This is a genomic window from Streptomyces globisporus (genome assembly GCF_003501885.1).
Classification (GTDB): Bacteria; Actinomycetota; Actinomycetes; order Streptomycetales; family Streptomycetaceae; genus Streptomyces; species Streptomyces globisporus_D.
On sequence record NZ_QWFA01000044.1, the window covers coordinates 1 to 23,251 of the forward strand.

The window sequence follows — 23,251 nt, forward strand, 5'->3', positions numbered from 1 at the left end:
CCCCCCGCCCCGGAGGTGCGGGGCTCCGTCGGCAAGTGCCGGGCGGGGGTCAGGACTTGGCGGGGGCGCCGAAGGCCGGGACGATCGAGCCCTGGTAGGTGTCCTCGATGAACTTCTTGACCTCGTCGGAGTTGAGGAGCTTGGCGAGCTTCTCGACGCGCGGGTCCTTCTCGTTGCCCTCCTTGACGGCCAGGAAGTTGGCGTACGGGTTGCCCTCGGCCTTCTCCAGGGCGATGGAGTCCTTGCCGGGCTCGAGCTTGGCCTCGATGGCGTAGTTGCCGTTGATGACGGCGGCGTCCACGTCGTTCAGGGCGCGGGGCACGGTGGCGGCCTCCAACTCCTTGAACTCCAGGCCCTTCTTGTCGGTGATGTCGCTCAGCTTGGCGCTGGTGCCGACGCCGTCCTTGAGGGTGATGAGGCCGTTCTCGGCGAGCAGCTGGAGGGCGCGGCCGCCGTTGGTGGTGTCATTGGGGACGGCTATGGTCTGCCCGGCCTTGATGTCCTTGAGGTCCTTGACCTTGTTGGAGTAGAGGCCGAGCGGCTCCAGGTGGACATTGACCACCGGCACGATGGTGGTCTTCTGCTTGGCGTTGAAGTCGTCCAGGTAGGGCTTGTGCTGGAAGAAGTTGGCGTCGACCTGGCCGTTCTGGGTGGCGGTGTTCGGCAGGACGTAGTCCGTGAACTCCTTGACCTCCAGCTTGAGGCCCTCCTTGTCCGCCAGGTTCTTCTCGACGAAGTTCAGGATGTCGGCGTGCGGCGTCGGGGACGCGGCGACGACGAGGGCCTTGGAGGTGTCGGCGTTCGCGCCGGTCTCGCTCTTGGACGCCGGGTCGGAGGACGTACCGCAGGCGCTGAGGCCGAAGGCGAGGGCGGCGGTGGCGGCGGCAGCCGCGGTGATCTTGATGTTCTTGCGCACGAAAAGTGCCTCTTTCTTGTGGTGGTGCGCCCGGACAAGGAGTTCGGGCTCGGTGGGGACGGAAAGTTCTGGGGTGCCTCAGGAAGCGGTGCGGCCGCGGCGGGCCAGCAGCCGGACGGTGAGGTCGCCGATCAGCTGGATCACGGTGACGATGACGATCAGCAGCGCGACGGTGATCAGCATGAACTGGTTGTCGAAGCGCTGGAATCCGTAGGTGACGGCCTTGGAGCCGAGCCCTTCGCCGCCGACCGCGCCGGCCATCGCGGAGTAGCCGATGAGCACGATGAGGGTGGTGGTGACGCCCGAGACGAGCGAGGGCAGGGCCTGCGGGAGGAGCACCTTGCGGACGATCGTGGGGATGGAGCCGCCCATCGACTGGACCGCTTCGACGAGCCCGTGGTCGACCTCCCGGATCGCCGTCTCGACGAGCCGGGCGAAGAACGGGATGGCGCCGACGGCGAGCGGCACGATCATCGCGGTGGGGCCGATGAAGGTGCCGACGACCCAGGTGGTGAAGGGGATCAGGGCGATCAGCAGGATGATGAACGGCAGCGAGCGGCCGATGTTCACGATCACGCCGATGACCTTGTTCACCACGGTGTTCTGGAGCAGTCCGCCCTTGTCGGTGAGGACCAGCAGAACACCGAGCGGCAGTCCGCCGACAACGGTGACCAGGGCGGACCACAGCACCATGTAGAGGGTGTCGTAGGTGCCCTGGGTCAGCAGGGGCTGCATTTCGGACCAGGTCACTTGACGACCTCCTTGGTGATCGCGGCGGGCGTCTGCTCCGGTACGAGGGGGGTCGCGGCGGTCGCGGCGCTCTCGCCGTCGACGACCTCGGCCTGGAGGCCCTGTTCGCGCAGGAAGCCGATGGGGACGACGTTCTCCTCGAACCGGCCGGGCAGTTCGATGCGCATCCGGCCGATCTGCTTGCCGCCGACGGTGTCCATCGCGGCGCCGAGGATCGAGATGTCGATGTTGTACGTCCGCGAGAGCTGGGAGATGACCGGCTGGGAGGCCGACTCCCCCTGGAAGGTGACGTCGACGACCGTGCGGTCCGGGCCGGATGCGGTGCCGCCGACCGGGAACAGCTCCTGGGCCAGTTCGGAGCCGGGGGTGGCGAGGAGTTCGCCGACGGTCCCGGACTCGACGATCCTGCCGCGCTGCATGAGCGCCGCGGAGTCGCAGATGGTCTTGACGACGTCCATCTCGTGGGTGATGAGCAGGACGGTGAGGCCGAGCTGCTGGTTGAGGTCGCGCAGCAGCTGGAGGATGGAGCGGGTGGTCTCGGGGTCGAGCGCGGAGGTCGCCTCGTCGGAGAGCAGCACCTGGGGGTCGCCCGCGAGGGCGCGGGCTATGCCCACGCGCTGCTTCTGGCCGCCGGAGAGCTGTCCGGGGTAGGACTTCGCCTTGTCGGCGAGGCCGACCAGGTCGAGCAGCTCCTTGGCCTTGCGGGTGCGCGCCTGGCCGGAGACGCCGAGGATTTCCAGCGGGAGTTCGATGTTGTCCAGGACGGTGCGGGAGTCCAGCAGATTGAAGTGCTGGAAGACCATGCCGATGCGGGTGCGCGCCCGGCGCAGCTCGGCGCTCGCCCGCCGACCGCGGCCGGCGAGGGCGGTGAGATCCTGGCCGGCCACCGTCACGGTGCCGGAGGTGGGGCGTTCCAGGAGGTTGACGCAGCGGATGAGGGAGGACTTGCCGGCGCCGCTCTGTCCGATGACGCCGTACACCTCGCCTTCGCGGACGTGCAGGTCGACGCCGTCGAGTGCGGTGACCTCACGGTCGCGCGACTGGTAGACCTTCGTGAGGCCCGTCGTGGTGATCACAGGGGGTTTCCGTCACTGTCGAGTGCGCGGCGCGGTGTCCGCCGGGCACGGGGCATTCGTCGAGGAGACTGTTTCGGGCTGTGGGCCGGGGTACGTCTCGGCACGGCTTCGGGCGGCGATCGGCCGGGGGTCAGCGCATGCGTGGGCAGGCTCGTTCCGTGGACTGCGAACGGCACAGGCTCGGTCTCGCTTCGGGGCGCGAGGCTCAGGCGGGGGCCCTCAGAAGGCGCGCATTCGACACATACAACGAGCACCGGGCGTGCTGATCGCCTCGGTCGCAAGGGTGCGGCTGCTCGTCGTGGTCATGGGCCCCAGTAAAACAGACGTGAGGTCGCCGTGATCCCGGTTGTCCGCATAGCGGACAGTCCTGGATGGCCGGAAGCTCACCTTCCGATTCGACCGCCCGGCTCTGCACATAAGCCCTGTGACCTGCGATGACGGGCATGATTCGGGGGTGTATCCGGTGGCACCCACCCCCTCGGGGAGCGGAACCTCGACCGCCGGTTGTGTTCAAGGCCACCCTCGCGCCGCCGGGGCGGCAGCCGCCCGCGCGGTGGCCGGGGCCGCACGCGGGCGGGCGTTCCGTCCGTAATACCCTCGACTCATGCTTGACGCCCTGACGGTCGCGGTCGCCGTGACCGCGCTCGCCCTCGCCGCCTGGTGCGGACACGCCGCCTACCGGGACCAGCCGACGAAGGACTGGCATTTCATCGGGATGGCGGTCGTCTCCGTGCTGGCGCTGGCCCAGTTGGTGGTGGGCGTCGTACAGCTGGCGCGCGGGGAGCGGCCGGAGCAGGGCATGGCGGTGTTCATCGCCTATCTGATCGGCTCGTTCGCGGCGGTGCCCGCGGCCGGATTCCTGTCGTTGACCGAGCGGACCCGCTGGGGCTCGGTCACGGTGGCGGCGGGCGCGGTCGTGCTGGCGGTTCTGGAAGTCCGGCTCTATGACATCTGGGGAAACTGACGTGAGCGACGCCGACCGCCCCGAGGTGGCCACGGCCCCGAAGCCGGCCTTCGAGCTGGGCACCGGACCGGGCAGGGTTCTGGTCTGGTTCTACGGGGTGTTCACGGTCGCGGCGGCCTCGCGCTCGATCGTTCAGATGATCATGGACTTCGACCGGGCGCCGCTGGCGTACGTGCTCTCGGCCGTCGCGGCCGTTGTGTACGGCTTCATCACGTACTCGCTGGTGCGTGGCGGGGAGAAGGCCCGGAGGGCGGCGCTGGTGTGCTGCGCGGCGGAGCTGCTGGGCGTGCTGGTCGTCGGCGCGTGGACGCTGGCCGAGCCTGCCGCGTTCCCGGACGCGACGGTGTGGTCGGACTTCGGGATGGGCTACCTCTTCATCCCGGTGATCCTGCCGGTCACCGGGATGATCTGGCTGCGCCGCGCGAAGACGGTGGCGGTCCGAGGCCTGCCGCTGTAACCGGCCCCGTTCCGCCCGACCTCGCGCGGCGTTCCGGTCAGGCGCTGGCCACGAAGTCCCGGTCGGCGGCGTCCTTCTCCAGCAGGACCATCTGTACGCCGTCGGCTCCGGTGACGGCCCCCACCTGGGCGTATCCGGCCTTCCGGTAGAGCCGCAGATTGCTCTCGCTGCGGTGGCCGCTGTGCAGCCGGAAGCGGGTCGCCGCCCGCTCGGCGGTCAGGGCGGACTCGGCGGCCAGCAGCAGCCGGGCGCCGAGGCCGTGGCCCTGTAGCCGGGGGTGGACGCAGAGCTTGCCGATCAGGCCCGTGCCGTCGGGGTCGGTGAATCCTCGGACCGCGCCGACGACTTCGTCCCCGAGCCGGGCCACGAACACCAGGTCGTCGGCGACTTCGGCGCGCAGTGAGTCAAGGGTCTGGACGAGCGGGTCGATCCGGTAGTTGTCGTACAGCTCGGCCTCGCGCTGGAAGCAGAGGTACTGAAGTCTGAAGATCTGCTCGACGTCCTGTGCCGTCGCCGCCGAGATGGTCACGCTCATGCCCATGTGTGCACGCCTCCCGCTCACCTGTCCGCCGGTTGCCTACCGCTCCCTATCCCCGCACGGATGGGGCGACAACCTCCGCAGCCAGCATTCTGCGCAGACATCCAAGGCAACGGGAACGGATCGGACCCAAACTCCCCTGTGACATACCCAACTCCCCTGCGATTTCCCGGTAGGTCGGGTCGCCGGGGTCGAGTAACGCCTCCAGCAGCCTGGGGCAGCGTCCGGGCAGCCGGGCCATCGCGGAGCGCAACGCCCGGCGTTCGGCGGCCCCGAGCGCGGCGCGTTCCGGGCAGTCGGCCGGCCCGGCGACGGGTTCCGTTCCGGCGTACGGGCGTTCGCGCCGGACCGTGCGGCGGCCCCGGCGGGCCTCGGCCCGTACGGTGTCGCGGACCCAGCGGGCGGCGTCGGCGGGCGGTCCGGCGGCGGCCGGGCGCTCCAGCAGCCGCACCCAGACGCTCTGTTCGAGGTCGGCGGGGTCGACCCCGGCGGCCGGGGCCTCGGCCCTCGCCTCCGCGCGCACCAGGGGTTGCAGGGCGCGGACGACGAGGGCGGTGGCGGGGCCGGGGTCGAGGTCATGATCGAGAAGCGTCATGCCCCGGCGGACGTGCCGGTGGGGGCGGCCGGTTGCTCCGGCCGCTCCGCACCACCCGACCGGGGCATGCGGGGGCGTACGGCTGACGGCGCGCCTCGCGTACGAGCCCCCGGGCGAAGCAGCCCGTAAGGGAGGCGCGCCGCCGCGTCAGCGTCCCGCGTGGTCCGCCGCGGCGAGCAGCGCCGTGTCCGGGTGGTCGGCGAAGATGCCGTCGATGCCGGTGGCGAAGTAGGCCGCGCAGGCGCCGAACACGTCCCCGTAGGCGTTGGGGTCGGTGCCGCGCCGGAAGTCGGCGGGCAGGAAGCTGTTCTCGTTGCGCAGCGTGTACGGGTGGAGCAGCAGGCCCTTGGCGTGCGCGTCCCGCACCAGGGTGGTCGGGGTGGTCAGTCGCCCCGAGGCATCCTTGGGGATGACCAGGTCGAGGGTGGGGCCGATGCCCTGGGCGAAGGAGGCCATCCACTTCAGCCCGGCGGGCTTCACCAGATCGGCGACCGTGCGCGGGTCCCCCGACTCGACGAAGTCCCAGGGGCGCTCCTTGGGGCCGGACAGCAGGACGATGCGCGGGGTGTCGACAAGCCGTGCGAGGCGCTGGACCGAGCCGGGCTCGAAGGACTGGAGGATGAGCGGGGAGTTCCTGCGGTCCCGGCCGTACCGGCGCAGCAGCCGGGCGAGGGGCTCCTCCAGGCCGAGGCCGAGCTTCCGGAAGTAGGTGGGGTGCTTGGTCTCGACGTACAGCCAGACGGGCGCACCGCGCTTGCGGCCCTCCTTCTCGGCCCAGCGCAGGACCTCCTCGAAGGTGGGGACCGTCCACCGGCCGTTGTAGAGGGTGTTGTCCGGACGGTTGCCCGGGATGCGCTCCTTGGCCCGCAGGGTCTTGAGCTCGGCGAGGGTGAAGTCCTCGGTGAACCAGCCGGTGTAGGAGACGCCGTCGATGCTCTTGGTCGTCCTGCGGCCCGCGAACTCGGGATGGTCGGCGACGTCGGTGGTGCCGGTGATGTCGTTCTCGTGACGGCAGACGAGATGGCCGTCCTTGGTCGGCACGAGGTCCTGCTCGACGATGTGCGCGCCCATGTCGAGGGCCAGCTGGTAGGAGCCGAGGGTGTGCTCGGGGCGGTAGCCACTGGCCCCGCGGTGGCCGATCACCGTGGGTACGGGCAGATCGCGCAGCGACCCGTGGCCGCCTGTGCCGTGGCCACGGCCCCGCTCGGCGGCCTGGGCGGCGGCGGGCAGGCCGAGGGCCGCGGTGCCGAGGACCGCGGCGCCCAGAAGGGTCCGCCGGCCGGGGGTCTTCCGCGCACGCTCCGTCATGAATGCTCCTCGCTTGGTGATGTCCGGGACCGGTCGAGCGAGGCCCGATCGTAGGCTGGGAGACGTAACCGAGGACGGACCTTCGGCCAACGTGGCGGAAACACATGTCAACACCGCGTATCCGCTCCGTGAACCCGATGTGCGATCAGCGCATACCCGCGAGTATCGTCCTCACCTGCACCGACCATCATCCGTCGGCACCGGCCACCGCCCGTGGGACCCGCTCCCTCGCGGCCGGCCCGGCCACGACACCGGAGGAACCGTTGTCCCGTCTCACGGTCATCAAGGCAGTGCTCGGACCGATTCTGCGCCTGATGTTCCGCCCCCAGGTGGAGGGCGCCGAGAACATTCCCGGGACCGGGCCGGTGATCCTCGCGGGCAACCACCTGACGTTCATCGACTCGATGGTCATGCCGATCTGCGTCGACCGGCCGGTGTTCTACATCGGCAAGGACGAGTACGTCACGGGCAAGGGGCTCAAGGGCCGGCTGATGGCCTGGTTCTTCACCGGCTGCGGCATGATCCCGGTGGACCGGGACGGTGGCCGGGGCGGCGTCGCGGCGCTGATGACGGGCCGCCGGGTGCTGGAGGAGGGGCAGGCCTTCGCGATCTACCCCGAGGGCACCCGCTCCCCCGACGGCCGGCTCTACCGGGGCCGTACGGGCATCGCGCGGCTGACGCTGATGACGGGCGCGCCGGTGATCCCGTTCGCGATGATCGGGACGGACAAGCTGCAGCCGGGCGGCGCGGGTCTCCCCCGGCCGGGCAAGGTCACGGTGCGCTTCGGCGAGCCGATGGAGTTCTCCCGGTACGAGGGCATGGACCGCGACCGCTATGTGCTGCGGGCGGTGACGGACTCGGTGATGGCCGAGGTGATGCGGCTGTCCGGCCAGGAGTACGTGGACATGTACGCGACGAAGGCGAAGGCGGCCTGATCCGGTAGGCCGCGTGGACGACGAAGGGCCCGCACCCCACTCCGGGGTGCGGGCCCTTCGTCATGCGCCCTACGGGTGCTCGATGCCGTCCTCCAGCTTCTGGCCCCGCAGCAGGAACCAGGCGGCGACGGCGGCCGCCAGCAGGACCGCCGCGCCGACGCCCGCGGCCGACCGGAGTCCGTCGACGAACGCCTCCTGGGCCGCCGAGACCAGCGGCCCCGCCTGGGCGGCGGGCAGCGCCGCGGCCGATTCGACCGCCCCGCCCAGCGACTCGTGGGCGGCCGCCTCGACGTCGGCGGGGACGCCGGCCGGGGTCGGAAAGCCCCGGTAGACACCGGTGACGATGGAGCCGAGCAGGGCGATCCCGAGGGCGGCCCCGAGCTCGTACGCGGTCTCGGAGACGGCGGACGCGGAGCCCGCCTGCTCCGTCGGGACACTGGAGAGGATCACGTCGGCGGTGACGGTGAAGGAGAAGCCCGCGCCGACGCCGACGACCAGCAGCATGGCGCCGAGCAGCGGATAGTCGGTGTGCTGGTCGAGCAGGGTCACACTGCCCAGGGCGAGACCGACCGCGGCCAGGCCGCCCGAGACGACGGAGCGGACCGAGAAGCGGCGGGCGGCGAATCCGGCCAGCAGACCGGCGGTCACCGCGCCGATCGCGGCGGGCAGTTCGGCGAGCCCGGCCTCCAGCGGTCCGCGGCCCTGCACCAGTTGCAGGAACTGGGAGAGGAAGAAGACCAGGCCCGACAGGCCGAGGATGGTCAGCAGGTCGGCGAGGACCGCGCCGGAGAAGCCCCGGTGGTGGAAGAGACGCATGTCCAGCAGGGGTGCGGGCAGCCGCAGTTGCCTGCGGACGAACCAGATCAGCGCGGCGACGCCGACGACGGCGGCCACCGCCGAGTCCCAGCCCACTCCGTGCGAGGCCGTCTCCTTGATGGCGTACACGACACCGATCATGCCGACCAGGGAGAGCCCGACGCTGAGCATGTCCCACGGGCCGGGGGCCGGGTTCTTGGACTCGGGGATCAGCTTGATGCCGACGACCACGAGGACGGCCATCACGGGCAGGTTGATGAGGAAGACCGAGCCCCACCAGAAGTGCTCCAGCAGGAATCCGCCGACGACCGGGCCGACCGCCGCGCCCGCCGAGGCCATGGCGCCCCAGATCCCGATGGCGAGGCTGCGCTCACGCGGGTCGTGGAAGAGGTTGCGGATCAGGGCGAGCGTGGACGGCATCAGAGTGGCGCCCGCGACACCGAGGAGCGCCCGGGCCACGATCATCATCTCGGGCGTGGTCGCGTACGCGTTGAGCACGGAGACCGCGCCGAACGCCACGGCGCCGATCAGCAGCAGCTTCTTGCGGCCGATGCGGTCGCCGAGGCTGCCCATCGAGACGAGCAGGCCGGCGATGACGAAGGAGTAGACGTCACCGATCCAGAGCAGCTGGGTCCCGGTGGGCTCCAGGTCCTCGCTGAGGAACGGGGTGGCGAGACCGAGGACGGTGGCGTCCACGGCCACCAGCAGCACGGCGAGGACGAGGACGGCGAGCGCGATCCACCGCCCAGGACGGCGTACCGCGTCCGTGGTGTCCGGGTTCTTCTCGGTGCTGATCATTGCTCCACGCTCCGGCGTGCTCCGCCGAGCAGCAGCTCGACGATCATGTACTGGAAATCCTGTGCGGCGACCCGGCCCGCCTGGATGGACCAGGCTCCGGTGCCGACGAGGCCGTAGAGGGCCTCGGTCAGCCAGGCGGGGGTGAGGTCGATACGGAGCTCGCCGCGTTCCTGGCCGCGGCGGAAGTAGGCGGAGACCCGGGCGTCGGCCCGGCTCCAGCCCTCGTTGACCTCGTCACCCTCGAAGAGCTGGTTCTCGTTGACGAGGAAGGACATCAGCCCGGCGCTGGGCTCGACGGCCGCGATGAGACGGCGCAGCCCCTCCTCCGAGGTGCCCTCGTCGAGCCGGGCGGCGTCCAGGGCCGCCTCGAACTCCTGGAGGCCGAGGTTCTCCAGCGCCTTCACCAGGGCGTCGCGCCCGGCGAAGTGGCGGTGGAGGGTGGCCCGGCCGATACCCGCCGCCTTGGCGACCTCGTCCATGGTGGCGGTCGATTTACGGGTCAGCAGGGCGGCGGCGCTGCGCAGCACCTGCTCACGGTCGAATGTCATGAGACGACCATAACCCATGTGAGACAATTTCGTCTCACCGAAGAGTGTGCGGACTCACAGCGGGGCAGCGGGGCAGCGAGGGGCCGGGGAACGGACCCGGCAGGCGGAAACAAAAAAGCGGCCGGAGGAAGAACCTCTCCTGGCCACTCTCAACTTATAGCGCATGGGGGGTCTTGCCGCAAGGCCCCCCGAATGCCGCAGAATCGTCCGCCGTAGCCGGGACGGGGGCGCCGCCCCCGTAAGCACCGCAGATCGGAACTGACGACGTGACACCTCTGACCACCAGCGCGTTCGACCTCCCCGACCGGCTCTCCCCCAAGGCCGACCCGGCGTTGATCGCCGACGACGAACAGCACTTCGCGGCCATCGCCCGCTGCCTGGAGCAGTCGATCGCCGAGCTGACCGACCGGCTCGCGGCCGAGCGCCGGGCGCCCGGCGGGGCGAGCCGGGCCGCGATGGACCGGGACGTGGAGATCCACCGGCTGACCGCCCGGCTGCGCACCCTGCGCCGGTTCGGGCTCGACCTGTGCCTCGGGCGCATGGTCCCCGCGGACGGCTCCGGGCCGCTGTACGTGGGGCGGCTCGGCCTGACCGACAGCACGGGCCGCCGGCTGCTGGTCGACTGGCGCTCCCCCGCCGCCGAGCCGTTCTTCGGGGCCACTCACGGCGACCCGATGGGCCTGGTGAGCCGCCGCCGCTACCGGTGGACCGGCGGCCGGGTCGGCGACTACTGGGACGAGGTGTTCGCCCCGGAGGGACTGGCCGGGCATGCCGCGCTGGACGACCGGTCCGCGTTCATCGCCAGTCTGGGCTCCACCCGGTCATCCCGGATGCGCGATGTGCTGGGCACCATCCAGGCCGACCAGGACGCCGTCATCCGGGCGGGTTCCCGGGGCGCGCTCGTCGTCGACGGCGGGCCCGGCACGGGGAAGACCGTCGTCGCGCTGCACCGGTCCGCGTATCTGCTGTACGCCGATCCGCGCCTGGGCCACCGTCGCGGGGGCGTGCTGTTCGTCGGGCCCAACGAGCCCTATCTCGGGTACGTCGCCGATGTCCTGCCGAGCCTCGGGGAGGAGGGGGTGCAGACGTGCACCCTGCGGGACCTGGTCGCCGAGGGTGCGGCGGCGGGGCCCGAGAGCGATCCGGAGGTGGCCCGGCTGAAGGCGTCGGCGGAGCTGGTGCAGGCGGTCGAGCCGGCCGTCCGGTTCTACGAGGAGCCGCCCTCCGAGGGCGTACGGGTGGAGACGCACTGGTCGGACATCTGGCTGAGCGCCGCCGACTGGGCCTCGGCGTTCGGGGCGCCGGATCCGGGCACGCCGCACAACGAGGCGCGCGACCAGGTCTGGGAGGAGCTGCTCACGATCCTGGTGGACAAGCACGACGGCGACGCCCCGGCGGAGCAACTGCGCGCCTCGCTGCGGCAGAACCGGGAGCTCTTCGCCCTCTTCGACCGCGCCTGGCCGCTGATCGAGCCGGCCGACCTGGTCGCCGACCTCTGGTCCGTACCCGCCTATCTGCGCAAGTGCGCCCCCTGGCTGACCGCCGAGGAGGTCCGGCGGCTGCGGCGGTCAAACGCGCAGGCCTGGACGGAGTCCGACCTGCCGATCCTGGACGCGGCACGGCTGCGGCTCGGCGATCCGGAGGCGTCCCGGCGCCGGCGCCGCCACGAGGCGGCGGCCGCCGCCGAGCGGGAGCAGATGGACCGGGTCGTCGAGAGCCTGCTCGCCGACGAGACGCTGGCCGACGCGGACACGGACGGCGAGGGGGCGCTCGTGATGCTGCGCGGGGAGGACCTGCGGGAGTCCCTGGCCACCGCCGACCGGCCGAGCGGGGTGGAACCGGACCTGCTGGCCGGGCCGTTCGCGCACATCGTCGTGGACGAGGCCCAGGAACTGACCGACGCCCAGTGGCAGATGCTGATCCGGCGCTGCCCGTCCCGGAGCTTCACGGTCGTCGGGGACCGGGCGCAGGCCCGGAACGGGTTCCCCGAGACGTGGCGGGAGCGTCTTGAGCGGGTCGGTCTCGACCGGATCACCCTGGCCTCGCTGACCGTCAACTACCGCACGCCGGAGGAGATCATGGCGGAGGCGGCACCGGTGGTCCGGGACGCGCTCCCGGACGCCAATGTGCCGGTCTCCGTTCGCAGCAGCGGCATCCCGGTCGCCCACGGCTGCGTCGACGACCTGGACACCGTCGTCGCCGACTGGCTCGCCGCGCACGAGGACGGGACCGCCTGTGTCATCGGCGCCCCGGACTTCCGGGCGACGGCCCGGGTGCGGTCGCTGACCCCGGAGCTGTCGAAGGGCCTGGAGTTCGACCTGGTCGTGCTCGTCGACCCGGAAACGTTCGGCGCCGGCGTCCGGGGGGCGGTGGACCGCTATGTGGCGATGACCCGGGCGACCCGGGAACTCGTGATCCTCACGAGTCCCTGAGGCCGTCCGGGCGGGCGCTGCGGGCAGGCTTCAGTGCCAGGGCAGCCCGGCCCGGTGCCGCCAGTACGCCTCCGGCTCCTCGACCAGGGCGTCGAGGCTCGCCCGCTGCTCGTCGTCCAGATCGACGACGGCGGCGTGCAGATTGCCGGAGAGCTGGGCAGCCGTGGCGGCGCCGGAGAGCACGACGCCCGCCCAGGGCTGGTGCAGGACGAGCGCCAGGGCCACCGCGTCGCCGCCCACCCCCGCGTCGGCGGCGATCTCCTGGAACACGGCGGGGGCCTCGTCCCCGGCGAGCCGCCCGTTGGCCATGCCCTCCTTGACGATCACGGTGAGCCCGGCGTCATGGGCCTCGGCGAGCGCGGGCGCGGCCGAGGTCTCCAGGGCGTTGTAGGTGGCCTGGACCGTACGGAAGAGGGGTTCGCCGTCGACCGTGACGGCGAGGGCGGCCCGGATCGCGTCGGCCTGGGCCGGCCCGCTGGTGGAAAGGCCGACGGTGACGCCGTCGGCGGCCAGGGCGGCGAGCCGGTCGAGCAGTTCCTTGTCGGTGAGCGCCGGGCTGTCCGGGGTGACGGAGTGGACCTGGTAGAGGCTGAGCCGGCCACCGAGGAGTTCGCGGGTCTCGGCGTACTGGCGCTCGAAGGTGGCGAGGCTGTGGTCCTTGACCTCGTGGTCCTCGGCCTCGACGCTCCAGTCGGCGGTGTAGGTGTAGCCCCACTTGCTGCCGACGACCAGGTCGGTGAACGAGGGCCGGGCGTCCAGCCACTCGGCGAGGAACTCCTCGGCGCGGCCGTAGGAGCGGGCGGTGTCGACGTACCGGACGCCCTGCGCGTAAGCCGCGTCCAGGAGTTCATGGGTGCGGGCGCGCAGGGCGTCGGGGTCGCGGTCGGCGGGCAGGTCGCGGTCCCGGTGGAGGTTGATGTAGCCGGGCCTCCCCACGGCGGCCAGGCCGAGTCCGATGTGGGCGGTCGGGGTCGTCGCGGCGGCCAGGGCGGCGAAGGGCATCGCGGGCTCCTCGGGGTCGGTTTCGGTTACTCCTACCCCGGTGAACGTAGCTCGCGACACCCTCCGTGGACCTCTCACGACACCGCCACCACCTGCTGCCCTTACTGGCGGGCGGTCGCCCAGGCGTGCTGGGCGGCCAGGTCTTCCTTCACCTCGGCGAGCTGTACGGCGACGGCGGAGGGGGCCGTTCCGCCCCGGCCGTCGCGGGAGGCGAGGGCGCCCCGCACGTTGAGGACCGTGCGGACCTCGGGGGTGAGGTGCTCGGAGATCTTCGCGAATTGCTCGTCGGTGAGCTGGTCCAGCTCGATGCCGTGCTGCTCGCACTCCTTGACGCAGGCGCCGGCCACCTCGTGCGCCACCCGGAACGGGACGCCCTGCTTGACCAGCCACTCCGCGATGTCGGTCGCGAGGGAGAAGCCGGCCGGGGCCAGCTCCTCCATGCGCTCGCGGTTGACGGTGAGGGTGGCCATCATGCCGGTGAACGCGGGCAGCAGGACTTCCAGCTGGTCGCAGGAGTCGAAGACGGGCTCCTTGTCCTCCTGGAGGTCCCGGTTGTACGCGAGCGGGAGCGCCTTGAGCGTGGCGAGGAGACCGGTCAGATTGCCGATGAGGCGGCCGGACTTGCCCCGGGCCAGCTCCGCGATGTCCGGGTTCTTCTTCTGCGGCATGATCGAGGAGCCGGTGGAGAAGGCGTCGTGGAGGGTGACGAAGGAGAACTCCTTCGTGTTCCAGATGATGACCTCCTCCGCGATCCGGGAGAGGTTGACGCCGATCATCGCGGTGATGAAGGCGAACTCCGCGACGAAGTCCCGCGAGGCGGTGCCGTCGATGGAGTTGGCGACCGAACCGTGCTCGAAGCCCAGGTCGGCGGCGACCGCCTGCGGGTCGAGCCCGAGCGAGGATCCGGCGAGCGCCCCGGAGCCGTACGGGGAGACGGCGGTGCGCTCGTCCCACTGGCGCAGCCGCTCGGCGTCCCGGGACAAGGACTGCACATGGGCGAGCACATGGTGGGCGAAGAGGACGGGCTGGGCGTGCTGGAGGTGGGTCCGGCCCGGCATCGCGACGTCCGCGTTGGCCTCGGCGAGGCCGACCAGCGCGCTCTGGAGATCGGCGATCAGGCCGCCGATGGTCCGGGCGTGGTCGCGCAGGTACATCCGGAAGAGCGTGGCGATCTGGTCGTTCCGGGACCGCCCGGCCCGCAGCTTGCCGCCGAGATCGGGGCCGAGGCGCTCCAGCAGTCCGCGCTCCAGGGCGGTGTGGACGTCCTCGTCGGCGATGGTGCCGGTGAAGGAGCCGTCGGCGACGTCGGCTTCGAGCTGGTCGAGCCCGGCGAGCATCCGGGTCAGCTCGTCCTCGGTGAGCAGGCCCGCCTTGTTCAGGACACGGGCGTGGGCGCGGGAGCCGGCGATGTCGTACGGGGCGAGCCGCCAGTCGAAGTGGACGGAGGCGGACAGCTTGGCCAGCGCCTCGGCCGGTCCGTCGGCGAACCGCGCGCCCCAGAGCCGGACGTCACCGTTGTTGCTGCTCACTGCGTGCTCCTCAAGAACGAAGGCCCAGGCAAAGACATAAGCGAAGGCAGGGTGCGGATATGCGGCCGCCTCCCCGCCGCGTGACGACGGGGAGGCGGCTGTACAACGAGAAGGGGTCAGGCGAGGTCGCGCTTCGCGGCGATCTTCGAGGAGAGGCCGAAGATCTCGATGAAGCCCTGCGCCTTGGACTGGTCGAAGGTGTCGCCCGAGTCGTAGGTGGCGAGGTTGAAGTCGTACAGCGACTCCTCGGACTTCCGGCCGGTGACGACGGCGCGGCCGCCGTGGAGGGTCATCCGGATGTCGCCGGTGACGTGCTGGTTGGCCTCGTTGATGAAGCCGTCGAGGGCCCGCTTCAGCGGGGAGAACCACAGGCCGTCGTAGACCATCTCGCCCCACCGCTGCTCGACCTGCCGCTTGTAGCGGGCCAGCTCGCGCTCGACGGTGACGTTCTCCAGCTCCTGGTGGGCGGTGATCAGCGCGATCGCGCCGGGCGCCTCGTACACCTCACGGGACTTGATGCCCACGAGCCGGTCCTCGACCATGTCGATCCGGCCGATGCCCTGGGCGCCGGCCCGCTCGTTGAGCTGCTGGATCGCCTGGAGGACGGTGACGGGCCGGCCGTCGATGGCGACGGGCACACCCTCCTTGAAGGAGATGACGACCTCGTCGGCCTCGCGCTGGAGGGCCGGGTTCTCGGTGTACTCGTAGATGTCCTCGATCGGCGCGTTCCAGATGTCCTCCAGGAAGCCCGTCTCGACGGCCCGTCCGAAGACGTTCTGGTCGATGGAGTACGGCGACTTCTTGGTGGTCGCGATCGGGAGGTTCTTCTCCTCGCAGAAGGCGATCGCCTTGTCCCGGGTCATCGCGTAGTCCCGGACCGGGGCGATGCACTTCAGGTCGGGACCGAGCGCGGAGATGCCGGCCTCGAACCGGACCTGGTCGTTGCCCTTGCCGGTGCAGCCGTGGGCGACGATCCCGGCGTTGTGCTTGTGGGCGGCGGCGACGAGGTGCTTGACGATGGTCGGCCGGGAGAGGGCCGAGACCAGCGGGTAGCGGTCCATGTAGAGGGCGTTGGCCTTGATCGCCGGGAGGCAGTACTCCTCGGCGAACTCGTCCTTGGCGTCCGCGACCTCGGCTTCGACGGCACCGCAGGCGAGCGCGCGCTTGCGGATGACGTCCAGGTCCTCGCCGCCCTGGCCGACGTCCACGGCAACGGCGATGACCTCGGCGCCCGTCTCCTCGGCGATCCAGCCGATGGCGACGGAGGTGTCCAGGCCGCCCGAGTAGGCGAGTACGACGCGCTCGGTCACGGGTTTCTCCTTACGGTGCAATCACTGATGGGTATAACTATGCGGCCCTCCGTATTGTTTGTCAAAGCGGCAGGTCAGAGGGGTGCCGTTGGCCGTATGGCGGGGAAATACCGGCGCTTCCGGTCCGGAATGCCTCTAGCATCGAGGGCCGGCACGGGATTCGGGGAGGGCCGCGGTGGACGGCAGGGGCGGGGAGACCACGCGAGCCGTGGTGCGGGTGTGGGAGGGTGCCGCACCGGCCGAGGTGTTCGACGTCGTGCCGGCCGAGGACTGGCTGGCGTTCGACGCCGACGTACGGGAGCTCCACGATCGCCCGTGGCTGCGGTCCCGACCTGCCGAGGAGCCGGAACGGCCGGTCCCGACGCTGCTGGACCGGTTGCGTGGACGTACGGGTTCGAGGGCCGCTCCCCCGGCCTCGCCGCCGCCACCGCCGCCCGCCATCGCGCTGTGCCACCCGGACGGGCGGGTCCGGGAGGCGGCCCTGGAAGCGGTTCGCACCGCCCCCGAGCTGCGGCCGCTTCTGGTGGTGCGGTGCGCGGACTGGGTCTCTCCGGTACGCGAACGGGCCCGGGCGCTGCTCGCCGAACTGCCCGGCGACGCGCTGTTCCCGCTGGCCGAGCTGATCCTGCGGCTGTCGCGACGGGAGCGGGGCGACGTCGCCCGCGCTCTGCTGGAGGACGCGCTGCGCGAGGCACCGGCGGCCGAGGTGCTGGCTTTGACCGGCCACCCGGACCGGGCGACGTACAGACTCGCGTACCGGATCGCGGTGGAGCGCGGGCTGCTGACCCCGATGGAGCTGGCCGCCACGGCGGCGACCTGCGGTGACGTCACGCTCCAGGACCTCTGCGCGGAGGCCGCCGTGAAGCCGGGCGCGGCTCCGGGGCCGGACGCCGCCGCCGTACTGGACCGGCTGCTGACGGCCCGCGCTCCCCGGGTGCGGGCGGCCGGGGTGACAGCCTTGCGGCGGGCCGGGCGGCACGGTGACGCGGAGCCGTTCCTCGTCGACCGCTCGGGCGTCGTACGGGCCTGCGCGCGCTATGTGCTGCGGCAGGGCGGCGTCGACCCGCTCCCCGTCTACCGGGCTCTGTGCGCGGATCCGGTCGCGCACCCGGCCGCCGCCGCCGGGCTCGGCGAGTGCGGCGACCGCGCGACGGACGCGGGGACGCTGTGGGCCCTCCTCGGACACCCGCGGCCCTCGGTGCGGGTGCACACGATCAGCGGGCTGCGCGCGCTGGACGTGGTGGAACGCGAGCGGCTGACGCCGTTGCTGGACGACCCGAGCCCGGCCGTGGTGCGGGCGGCGACCCGGGCCCTGCTGCCGGACGCCGCCGGGATTCCGGAGCACCTGCTGCGCGAGCGGAGTACGCCGGAGAGGCCGCGCGCGGTACGGGTGGCGGTGGACCGGCTGCTGCGCGCGGCGGGGCTCCAGAGACGCCCGGCCCCCAGGTACCGGTGACGCCCCGCCCGGGGCGCGCCGCCGGGGACGTACGTCGGCGGCGGTCCGCTGGGCCGTACGGAGCAGGTCCGGTGGGGCGCCGTCCGCGGCCGCCGTACGTTCCGGAGCATGCGCAGATCACTGGTGACCGCCGCCGTTCTCCTCGCCCTGGCCGGCTCCCTCGGGGCCGCCCCCGCCTCCGACGTACCGCCCCTGCCGGGCCGGCTGGCGGACACCGGGGGTGGTACGCAGCTGATCACGGCCGAGGCCCCCGACACCGGCTCGACCACCGGCACGGTGACCTGGTGGGAGCGGCGCGGGGGCCGGTGGGCGGAGGCGGGGTCCGCGCCCGCGCGGTTCGGGGCGAACGGGCTGGCCGAGGGGACGACCCGGGAGCAGGGCACCAGCACCACGCCGACGGGACTGTACGACCTGCCGTACGCCTTCGGCATCGAGGACGCCCCGGCGGGGACGACGTATCCGTACCGGAAGGTGAACGACGACTCCTGGTGGTGCCAGGACAACGGCTCGGTCGCGTACAACCGCTGGGTGGAACCGCGGCCCTCCCACTGCCGGGCGGCGGAGGCCGAGCACCTCATCTCCTACGGCACGCAGTACGCGCGGGCGCTGGTGATCGGCTTCAACTACGAGCAGCCGGTCCGCAACCGGGGCGCGGGGATCTTCCTGCATGTGAACGGGCGCGGGGCGACGGCGGGTTGTGTGTCCGTACCCGCCGACGCCATGGCCAAGATCCTGGCCTGGGCGAAGCCGGAGCGGCGGCCGCACATCGCGGTCGGGACCTCGTCGGGCCCGACCGCGATCACGCGCTACTGAACGGGGCGGCTCAGCGGTCGTTCTGAGCGAGCCTCAGCAGATGGTCGGCGAGCGCCTGACCGCCGTTCGCGTCGCGGCTGATGAGCATCAGCGTGTCGTCACCCGCGATGGTGCCGAGGATGTCGTGCAGTTCGGCCTGGTCGATGGCCGAGGCGAGGAACTGGGCGGCGCCCGGCGGCGTACGGAGCACCACCAGGTTGGCCGATGCCTCGGCCGAGATGAGCAGTTCGGCCGAGAGCCGGCGCATCCGCTCCTCCTTGGCCGAGCCGCCCAGCGGGGCCTGCGGGGTGCGGAATCCGCCCTCGCTCGGCACCGCGTAGATCAGCTCGCCGCCGGTGTTGCGGATCTTCACCGCGCCCAGCTCGTCGAGGTCGCGGGAGAGCGTCGCCTGGGTGACGCTCAGCCCGTCGTCGGCGAGGAGCTTGGCCAGCTGGCTCTGCGAGCGGACCGGCTGCCGGTTCAGGATGTCCACGATCCGGCGGTGGCGGGCGGTGCGGGTCTGCGGCACGGACGGCCCGCCGTGCTCGGATTCCTGCGCCTCGGTCATCGTCGTCGCCTCATTCTCCGGAGGGTCATGCTCCGGATCGTCCGTCCCCGTGTGCCGCGTCGAGAGCGCCCGGCAGGATCTCCAGGAACGCGTCCACCTCCGCGTCACCGATGATCAGCGGCGGCATGAGCCGTACGACATCGGGGGCGGGCGCGTTCACCAGGAGGCCGGCTCCCTGGGCCGCCTGCTGCACCTGCGGTGCGAGGGGTCCGGTGAGCACGATACCCAGCAGCAGGCCACTGCCGCGGACATGGGATACCAGCGGGTGTCCCAGCGCCTCCACACCGTCGCGGATCTTCTCGCCGAGCCGCTTGACCTCGTCGAGCGTGCCGTCGGCCGCGAGGGTGTCGATGACGGCGAGTCCGGCGGCGCAGGCGACCGGGTTGCCGCCGAACGTCGTGCCGTGGTGCCCCGGCTTCAGCAGGTCGGCGGCCGGGCCGAAGGCGACCGTCGCGCCGATCGGCAGACCGCCGCCGAGCGCCTTCGCGAGCGTGACGATGTCCGGCTCGACGCTCTGGTGCGCCTGGTGCTCGAACCACTGGCCACAGCGCCCGATGCCGGTCTGCACCTCGTCGAGGACGAGCAGCGTCCCGGTCGCCCGGGTGATCTCCCGGGCGGCCTCCAGGTAGCCCTTGGGCGGGACGACGACGCCGTTCTCGCCCTGGATGGGTTCGATGACGACCAGCGCGGTGTCGGTGGTGACGGCTGCGCGCAGCGCGTCCACGTCCCCGTACGGGACATGGGTGACATCACCGGGGAGCGGGCGGAACGGCTCCTGCTTCGCCGGCTGGCCGGTCAGCGCGAGCGCGCCCATCGTCCGGCCGTGGAAGCCGCCGTCGGTCGCGACCATGTGGCCGCGCCCGGTGAGCCGACCCATCTTGAAGGCGGCCTCGTTGGCCTCCGCGCCCGAGTTGGAGAAGAAGACCCGTCCCTGGCGGCCGAAGAGCTGGAGCAGCCGCTCCGCGAGGGCGACCGGCGGCTCGGAGATGAAGAGGTTCGACACGTGGCCGAGGGAGGCGATCTGGGTGGAGACGGCCTCGACGACGGCAGGATGGGCGTGGCCGAGGTCGTTGACGGCGATGCCGCCGACGAAGTCGAGGTAGCGGGTGCCGTTCTCGTCCCAGACGTGGGCCCCCTCGCCGCGGACGAGCGGCAGGCGGGGAGTGCCGTAGTTGTCCATCAGCGCGCCCCGCCACCGCGCGGTGAGTCCTGCGGTCTCGGTCATGATTCCCCCTGTTGAGGCCCTGTGTGTACGTCGAGGGGGGCGTCCGGCACGACCATCGTGCCGATGCCCTCGTCGGTGAAGATCTCCAGCAGGATCGAGTGCTGGACGCGCCCGTCGATGACGCGGGCGGTCTCGACGCCGTTGCGCACGGCGTGCAGGCAGCCCTGCATCTTGGGGACCATGCCGCTGGACAGCTCGGGCAGCAGCTTCTCCAGCTCGCTCGCGGTGAGCCGGCTGATGACGTCGTCGCTGTGGGGCCAGTCCTCGTACAGCCCCTCGACGTCGGTGAGGACCATCAGCGTCTCGGCGTTCAGCGCGGCGGCGAGCGCGGCGGCCGCGGTGTCGGCGTTGACGTTGTAGACGTGGTGGTCGTCGGCGGAGCGGGCGATGGAGGAGATGACCGGGATACGGCCGTCGTCCAGGAGCGCCTGGATGGCCCCGGTGTCGATGGCGGTGATCTCGCCGACCCGGCCGATGTCGACGGATTCGCCGTCGATGGTGGGCCGGTGCTGGGTGGCGGTGATGGTGTGGGCGTCCTCGCCGGTCATGCCGACGGCGAGCGGGCCGTGCTGGTTGAGGAGGCCGACCAGTTCGCGCTGGACCTGTCCGGCGAGCACCATCCGGACGACGTCCATCGCCTCGGGGGTGGTGACGCGCAGCCCGGCCTTGAACTCGCTGACCAGGCCCTGCTTGTCGAGCTGGGCGCTGATCTGGGGGCCGCCGCCGTGCACGACGACGGGCTTGAGGCCGGCGTGCCGCAGGAAGACGACGTCCTGGGCGAAGGCGGCCTTCAGCTCCTCGTCGATCATGGCATTGCCGCCGAACTTGATGACGACGGTCTTGCCGTTGTGCCGGGTCAGCCAGGGCAGCGCCTCGATGAGGGTCTGCGCCTTCGGGAGTGCGGTGTGCTTCCGCGCGGCGCTCATGAGCTGTACGCGCTGTTCTCGTGGACGTAGTCCGCGGTGAGGTCGTTGGCCCAGATGACGGCGGACTCGGAGCCCGCGGCGAGGTCGGCGGTGATCCTGACCTCCCGGTAGCGCATGTCGACGAGGTCGCGGTCCTCGCCCACCTGGCCGTTCTTGCAGACCCAGACGTCGTTGATGGCGACGTTGAGCTGGTCCGGCTCGAAGGCGGCCTTCGTGGTGCCGATGGCGGAGAGGACCCGGCCCCAGTTGGGGTCCTCTCCGTGGATGGCGCACTTGAGGAGGTTGTTACGGGCGATGGACCGGCCGACCTCGACGGCGTCGTCCTCGGTGGCCGCGTTGATCACCTCGATCCGGATGTCCTTGGACGCGCCCTCGGCGTCGCCGATGAGCTGCCGGGCGAGGTCGTCGCAGACGGCCCGTACGGCCTCGGCGAACGCGCCCTGTTCCGGGGTGATGCCGCTGGCGCCGGAGGCGAGGAGCAGCACGGTGTCGTTGGTGGACATGCAGCCGTCGGAGTCGACCCGGTCGAAGGTGGTGCGGGTGGCGTCGCGGAGTGCGGCGTCCAGCTGCGGGGCTTCCACGTCGGCGTCGGTGGTGAGGACGACGAGCATGGTGGCGAGGCCAGGGGCGAGCATGCCCGCGCCCTTGGCCATGCCGCCGACGGTCCAGCCGTAGCCGCCCGCGACGGCGGTCTTGTGGACGGTGTCGGTGGTCTTGATGGCGATGGCGGCCTTCTCACCGCCGTGCTCGCTGAGGGCGGCGGCGGCCTGCTCGATGCCCGGGAGGAGCTTGTCCATGGGGAGCAGGATGCCGATGAGCCCGGTGGAGGCGACGGCGACCTCGCCCGCGCTGTGGCCTTCGAGCACCTCGGCGGCCTTCTCGGCGGTGGCGTGGGTGTCCTGGAAGCCCTTGGGGCCCGTACAGGCGTTGGCGCCACCGGAGTTGAGGACGACGGCGGTGACCTCGCCGCCCTTGAGGACCTGCTCCGACCAGAGGACCGGGGCGGCCTTGACGCGGTTGGAGGTGAAGACGCCCGCGGCGGCGCGGCGCGGCCCGTTGTTGACCACGAGGGCCAGGTCCGGGTTGCCGCTCTCCTTGATTCCCGCGGCGATGCCCGCCGCCGAGAACCCTTGTGCTGCCGTGACGCTCACGGTGCCACTCCGATCGTCGAAAGACCTGTGTCCTCGGGGAGTCCGAGGGCGATGTTCATGCTCTGGAGGGCGCCGCCCGCGGTGCCCTTGGCGAGATTGTCGATGGCGCAGACGACCACGATCCGTCCGGCGGCCGGATCGTGCGCGACCTGGACCTGTACGGCGTTGGAGCCGTACACCGCGGCGGTGGCGGGCCACTGCCCCTCGGGCAGGAGGTCGACGAACGGCTCGTCCGCGAACGCCTTCTCGTACACCGCGCGCAGGCCCTGGGCGCTCACGCCGGGCTTCGCCTTCGCGCTGCACGTGGCGAGGATGCCGCGGGGCATGGGGGCGAGGGTGGGCGTGAAGGAGACGGTGACCGGCTGCCCGGCGGCGGCGCTGAGGTTCTGGATCATCTCGGGCGTGTGGCGGTGTCCGCCGCCGACGCCGTACGGGGTCATGTTGCCCATGACCTCGGAGCCGAGCAGATGCGGCTTGGCCGCCTTGCCCGCGCCCGAAGTCCCCGACGCGGCGACGATGACGGCCTCCGGCTCGGCGATACCGGCCTCGTACGCCGGGAAGAGCGCGAGGGACACGGCGGTCGGGTAGCACCCGGGCACCGCGATCCGCTTGGCCCCGGCGAGCGCGGCCCGCCCGCCCGGCAACTCGGGCAGGCCGTAGGGCCATGTCCCGGCGTGCGGGGACCCGTAGAACGCCTCCCAGTCCCCCGCGTCCTTGAGCCGGAAGTCGGCACCCATGTCGACGACGAGGACCTCGTCCCCGAGCTGCTCGGCGACGGCGGCGGACTGCCCGTGCGGGAGCGCCAGAAAGACGACGTCGTGCCCGGCGAGGACCTCAGCGGTGGTGGGCTCCAGCACCCGGTCGGCCAGGGGCCGCAGGTGCGGCTGGAGCGAACCGAGCGTCTGCCCGGCGTTGGAGTGCCCGGTGAGAGCGCCGATCTCGACCTCCGGGTGCGCCAGCAGAAGACGGAGCAGCTCCCCGCCGGCGTATCCGCTCGCCCCTGCCACTGCTGCTCGTACCACCATCGGTAACCCTCCTGATCGATGGCATGACTATACGCATCGACGCACTTTTATGCAAAGTAGTTGTGGGGTCCCCCTTCGCGATCCTCACGGCGGTCGCGGGTGACTTCCGGGCGGCTTCGCTGGTCGGGGCGGGC

The 23,251-nt window shown here is 71.6% G+C and carries 22 protein-coding genes; 6 read left to right on the forward strand and 16 right to left on the reverse strand.

What is annotated here, in order from left to right:
- Window positions 1-49: 49 nt before the first annotated feature.
- The 3 genes from D3105_RS10760 to D3105_RS10770 all read right to left on the reverse strand — a co-directional run bounded on the left by D3105_RS10760 (window position 50) and on the right by D3105_RS10770 (window position 2,742).
- The gene (locus D3105_RS10760) at window positions 50-916 is read right to left on the reverse strand and encodes a MetQ/NlpA family ABC transporter substrate-binding protein (RefSeq protein ID WP_118902661.1); all 867 of its coding nucleotides are present in this window, start codon (window positions 914-916) and stop codon (window positions 50-52) included.
- Window positions 917-994: 78 nt separating this feature from the next.
- Window positions 995-1,666, reverse strand: a complete 672-nt coding sequence (locus D3105_RS10765; protein WP_030799984.1) for a methionine ABC transporter permease — start codon at window positions 1,664-1,666, stop codon at window positions 995-997.
- Window positions 1,663-2,742, reverse strand: coding sequence for a methionine ABC transporter ATP-binding protein (locus tag D3105_RS10770; protein ID WP_118902664.1), 1,080 nt, complete (start codon window positions 2,740-2,742; stop codon window positions 1,663-1,665). The genes D3105_RS10765 and D3105_RS10770 overlap by 4 nt, the downstream gene beginning before the upstream one ends.
- 604 nt (window positions 2,743-3,346) lie before the next feature.
- On the opposite strand from D3105_RS10770, the gene D3105_RS10775 reads away from it, so the two are divergent.
- Window positions 3,347-3,706 carry a hypothetical protein gene (locus tag D3105_RS10775; protein ID WP_003970287.1) on the forward strand — a complete coding sequence of 120 codons (360 nt, stop codon included), beginning with the start codon at window positions 3,347-3,349 and terminating at the stop codon, window positions 3,704-3,706.
- Window position 3,707: 1 nt separating this feature from the next.
- Window positions 3,708-4,163, forward strand: a complete 456-nt coding sequence (locus D3105_RS10780; protein ID WP_118902666.1) for a hypothetical protein — start codon at window positions 3,708-3,710, stop codon at window positions 4,161-4,163.
- 37 nt (window positions 4,164-4,200) lie between these two features.
- Here the strand turns inward: D3105_RS10780 and D3105_RS10785 are convergent, their stop codons facing one another.
- The 3 genes from D3105_RS10785 to D3105_RS10795 form a co-directional block, all read right to left on the reverse strand.
- The gene (locus tag D3105_RS10785; RefSeq protein WP_118902669.1) at window positions 4,201-4,704 is read right to left on the reverse strand and encodes a GNAT family N-acetyltransferase; all 504 of its coding nucleotides are present in this window, start codon (window positions 4,702-4,704) and stop codon (window positions 4,201-4,203) included.
- A 46-nt stretch (window positions 4,705-4,750) separates the two neighbouring features.
- On the reverse strand, window positions 4,751-5,296 hold the full coding sequence (locus D3105_RS10790) for a sigma-70 family RNA polymerase sigma factor (RefSeq protein WP_118902672.1): 546 nt from the start codon (window positions 5,294-5,296) through the stop codon (window positions 4,751-4,753).
- Between the two features lie 147 nt (window positions 5,297-5,443).
- Window positions 5,444-6,604: a glycerophosphodiester phosphodiesterase gene (locus D3105_RS10795; protein ID WP_118902676.1), complete on the reverse strand. Its 1,161-nt coding sequence runs from the start codon at window positions 6,602-6,604 to the stop codon at window positions 5,444-5,446.
- 263 nt (window positions 6,605-6,867) lie between these two features.
- Between D3105_RS10795 and D3105_RS10800 the strand changes: the two genes are divergently transcribed.
- Window positions 6,868-7,539 (forward strand): lysophospholipid acyltransferase family protein, encoded by a 672-nt coding sequence (locus tag D3105_RS10800; protein ID WP_006123280.1) that lies wholly within the window; start codon window positions 6,868-6,870, stop codon window positions 7,537-7,539.
- Between the two features lie 69 nt (window positions 7,540-7,608).
- Here D3105_RS10800 and D3105_RS10805 read toward each other — a convergent pair whose 3' ends face one another.
- Both D3105_RS10805 and D3105_RS10810 read right to left on the reverse strand, forming a co-directional pair.
- On the reverse strand, window positions 7,609-9,153 hold the full coding sequence (locus D3105_RS10805; protein WP_118902680.1) for an MFS transporter: 1,545 nt from the start codon (window positions 9,151-9,153) through the stop codon (window positions 7,609-7,611).
- On the reverse strand, window positions 9,150-9,701 hold the full coding sequence (locus tag D3105_RS10810) for a TetR/AcrR family transcriptional regulator (RefSeq protein WP_118902682.1): 552 nt from the start codon (window positions 9,699-9,701) through the stop codon (window positions 9,150-9,152). Before D3105_RS10810 ends, D3105_RS10805 begins: the two co-directional genes overlap by 4 nt.
- A 266-nt stretch (window positions 9,702-9,967) precedes the next feature.
- Here D3105_RS10810 and helR point away from each other — a divergent pair, with 266 nt between their 5' ends.
- A complete protein-coding gene (gene helR / locus D3105_RS10820) occupies window positions 9,968-12,133 on the forward strand; it encodes an RNA polymerase recycling motor ATPase HelR (protein WP_118902688.1) in 2,166 nt (721 codons plus the stop codon).
- Between the two features lie 30 nt (window positions 12,134-12,163).
- Here the strand turns inward: helR and D3105_RS10825 are convergent, their stop codons facing one another.
- The 3 genes from D3105_RS10825 to D3105_RS10835 all read right to left on the reverse strand — a co-directional run bounded on the left by D3105_RS10825 (window position 12,164) and on the right by D3105_RS10835 (window position 15,974).
- Window positions 12,164-13,135 carry an aldo/keto reductase gene (locus D3105_RS10825; RefSeq protein ID WP_118902691.1) on the reverse strand — a complete coding sequence of 324 codons (972 nt, stop codon included), beginning with the start codon at window positions 13,133-13,135 and terminating at the stop codon, window positions 12,164-12,166.
- Between the two features lie 101 nt (window positions 13,136-13,236).
- Window positions 13,237-14,664, reverse strand: coding sequence for an argininosuccinate lyase (gene argH, locus D3105_RS10830; protein ID WP_093438383.1), 1,428 nt, complete (start codon window positions 14,662-14,664; stop codon window positions 13,237-13,239).
- A gap of 116 nt (window positions 14,665-14,780) precedes the next feature.
- Window positions 14,781-15,974: an argininosuccinate synthase gene (locus tag D3105_RS10835; RefSeq protein WP_010057223.1), complete on the reverse strand. Its 1,194-nt coding sequence runs from the start codon at window positions 15,972-15,974 to the stop codon at window positions 14,781-14,783.
- Window positions 15,975-16,149: 175 nt separating this feature from the next.
- Between D3105_RS10835 and D3105_RS10840 the strand changes: the two genes are divergently transcribed.
- The gene (locus tag D3105_RS10840; RefSeq protein ID WP_118902694.1) at window positions 16,150-17,430 is read left to right on the forward strand and encodes a hypothetical protein; all 1,281 of its coding nucleotides are present in this window, start codon (window positions 16,150-16,152) and stop codon (window positions 17,428-17,430) included.
- A 108-nt stretch (window positions 17,431-17,538) separates the two neighbouring features.
- Window positions 17,539-18,243, forward strand: a complete 705-nt coding sequence (locus D3105_RS10845; protein WP_118902697.1) for a L,D-transpeptidase family protein — start codon at window positions 17,539-17,541, stop codon at window positions 18,241-18,243.
- Between the two features lie 10 nt (window positions 18,244-18,253).
- Here D3105_RS10845 and D3105_RS10850 read toward each other — a convergent pair whose 3' ends face one another.
- The 5 genes from D3105_RS10850 to argC are packed head-to-tail and all read right to left on the reverse strand — an operon-like array spanning window position 18,254 to window position 23,117.
- Entirely contained in the window at window positions 18,254-18,790 is a 537-nt protein-coding gene (locus D3105_RS10850) for an arginine repressor (RefSeq protein ID WP_030589768.1), read from the reverse strand.
- Between the two features lie 25 nt (window positions 18,791-18,815).
- The gene (locus tag D3105_RS10855) at window positions 18,816-20,015 is read right to left on the reverse strand and encodes an acetylornithine transaminase (RefSeq protein ID WP_118902700.1); all 1,200 of its coding nucleotides are present in this window, start codon (window positions 20,013-20,015) and stop codon (window positions 18,816-18,818) included.
- Window positions 20,012-20,941 (reverse strand): acetylglutamate kinase, encoded by a 930-nt coding sequence (gene argB, locus D3105_RS10860; RefSeq protein ID WP_118902703.1) that lies wholly within the window; start codon window positions 20,939-20,941, stop codon window positions 20,012-20,014. The genes D3105_RS10855 and argB overlap by 4 nt, the downstream gene beginning before the upstream one ends.
- Window positions 20,938-22,092 (reverse strand): bifunctional glutamate N-acetyltransferase/amino-acid acetyltransferase ArgJ, encoded by a 1,155-nt coding sequence (gene argJ / locus D3105_RS10865; protein WP_118902706.1) that lies wholly within the window; start codon window positions 22,090-22,092, stop codon window positions 20,938-20,940. The genes argB and argJ overlap by 4 nt, the downstream gene beginning before the upstream one ends.
- Complete coding sequence (argC, locus tag D3105_RS10870; protein ID WP_118902709.1) at window positions 22,089-23,117, reverse strand: N-acetyl-gamma-glutamyl-phosphate reductase; 1,029 nt, start codon at window positions 23,115-23,117, stop codon at window positions 22,089-22,091. The genes argJ and argC overlap by 4 nt, the downstream gene beginning before the upstream one ends.
- Between the last annotated feature and the right edge of the window lie 134 nt (window positions 23,118-23,251).

Excerpts from the sequence above, each read along its gene's own strand:
- D3105_RS10775 (WP_003970287.1), top strand. The coding sequence starts at position 3,347 with ATGCTTGACGCCCTGACGGTCGCGGTCGCCGTGACCGCGCTCGCCCTC.
- D3105_RS10785 (WP_118902669.1), bottom strand. The coding sequence starts at position 4,704 with ATGGGCATGAGCGTGACCATCTCGGCGGCGACGGCACAGGACGTCGAG.
- D3105_RS10790 (WP_118902672.1), bottom strand. The coding sequence starts at position 5,296 with ATGACGCTTCTCGATCATGACCTCGACCCCGGCCCCGCCACCGCCCTC.
- D3105_RS10795 (WP_118902676.1), bottom strand. The coding sequence starts at position 6,604 with ATGACGGAGCGTGCGCGGAAGACCCCCGGCCGGCGGACCCTTCTGGGC.
- D3105_RS10805 (WP_118902680.1), bottom strand. The coding sequence starts at position 9,153 with ATGATCAGCACCGAGAAGAACCCGGACACCACGGACGCGGTACGCCGT.
- D3105_RS10810 (WP_118902682.1), bottom strand. The coding sequence starts at position 9,701 with ATGACATTCGACCGTGAGCAGGTGCTGCGCAGCGCCGCCGCCCTGCTG.
- D3105_RS10825 (WP_118902691.1), bottom strand. The coding sequence starts at position 13,135 with ATGCCCTTCGCCGCCCTGGCCGCCGCGACGACCCCGACCGCCCACATC.
- D3105_RS10845 (WP_118902697.1), top strand. The coding sequence starts at position 17,539 with ATGCGCAGATCACTGGTGACCGCCGCCGTTCTCCTCGCCCTGGCCGGC.
- D3105_RS10850 (WP_030589768.1), bottom strand. The coding sequence starts at position 18,790 with ATGACCGAGGCGCAGGAATCCGAGCACGGCGGGCCGTCCGTGCCGCAG.
- D3105_RS10855 (WP_118902700.1), bottom strand. The coding sequence starts at position 20,015 with ATGACCGAGACCGCAGGACTCACCGCGCGGTGGCGGGGCGCGCTGATG.
- argB (WP_118902703.1), bottom strand. The coding sequence starts at position 20,941 with ATGAGCGCCGCGCGGAAGCACACCGCACTCCCGAAGGCGCAGACCCTC.
- argC (WP_118902709.1), bottom strand. The coding sequence starts at position 23,117 with ATGGTGGTACGAGCAGCAGTGGCAGGGGCGAGCGGATACGCCGGCGGG.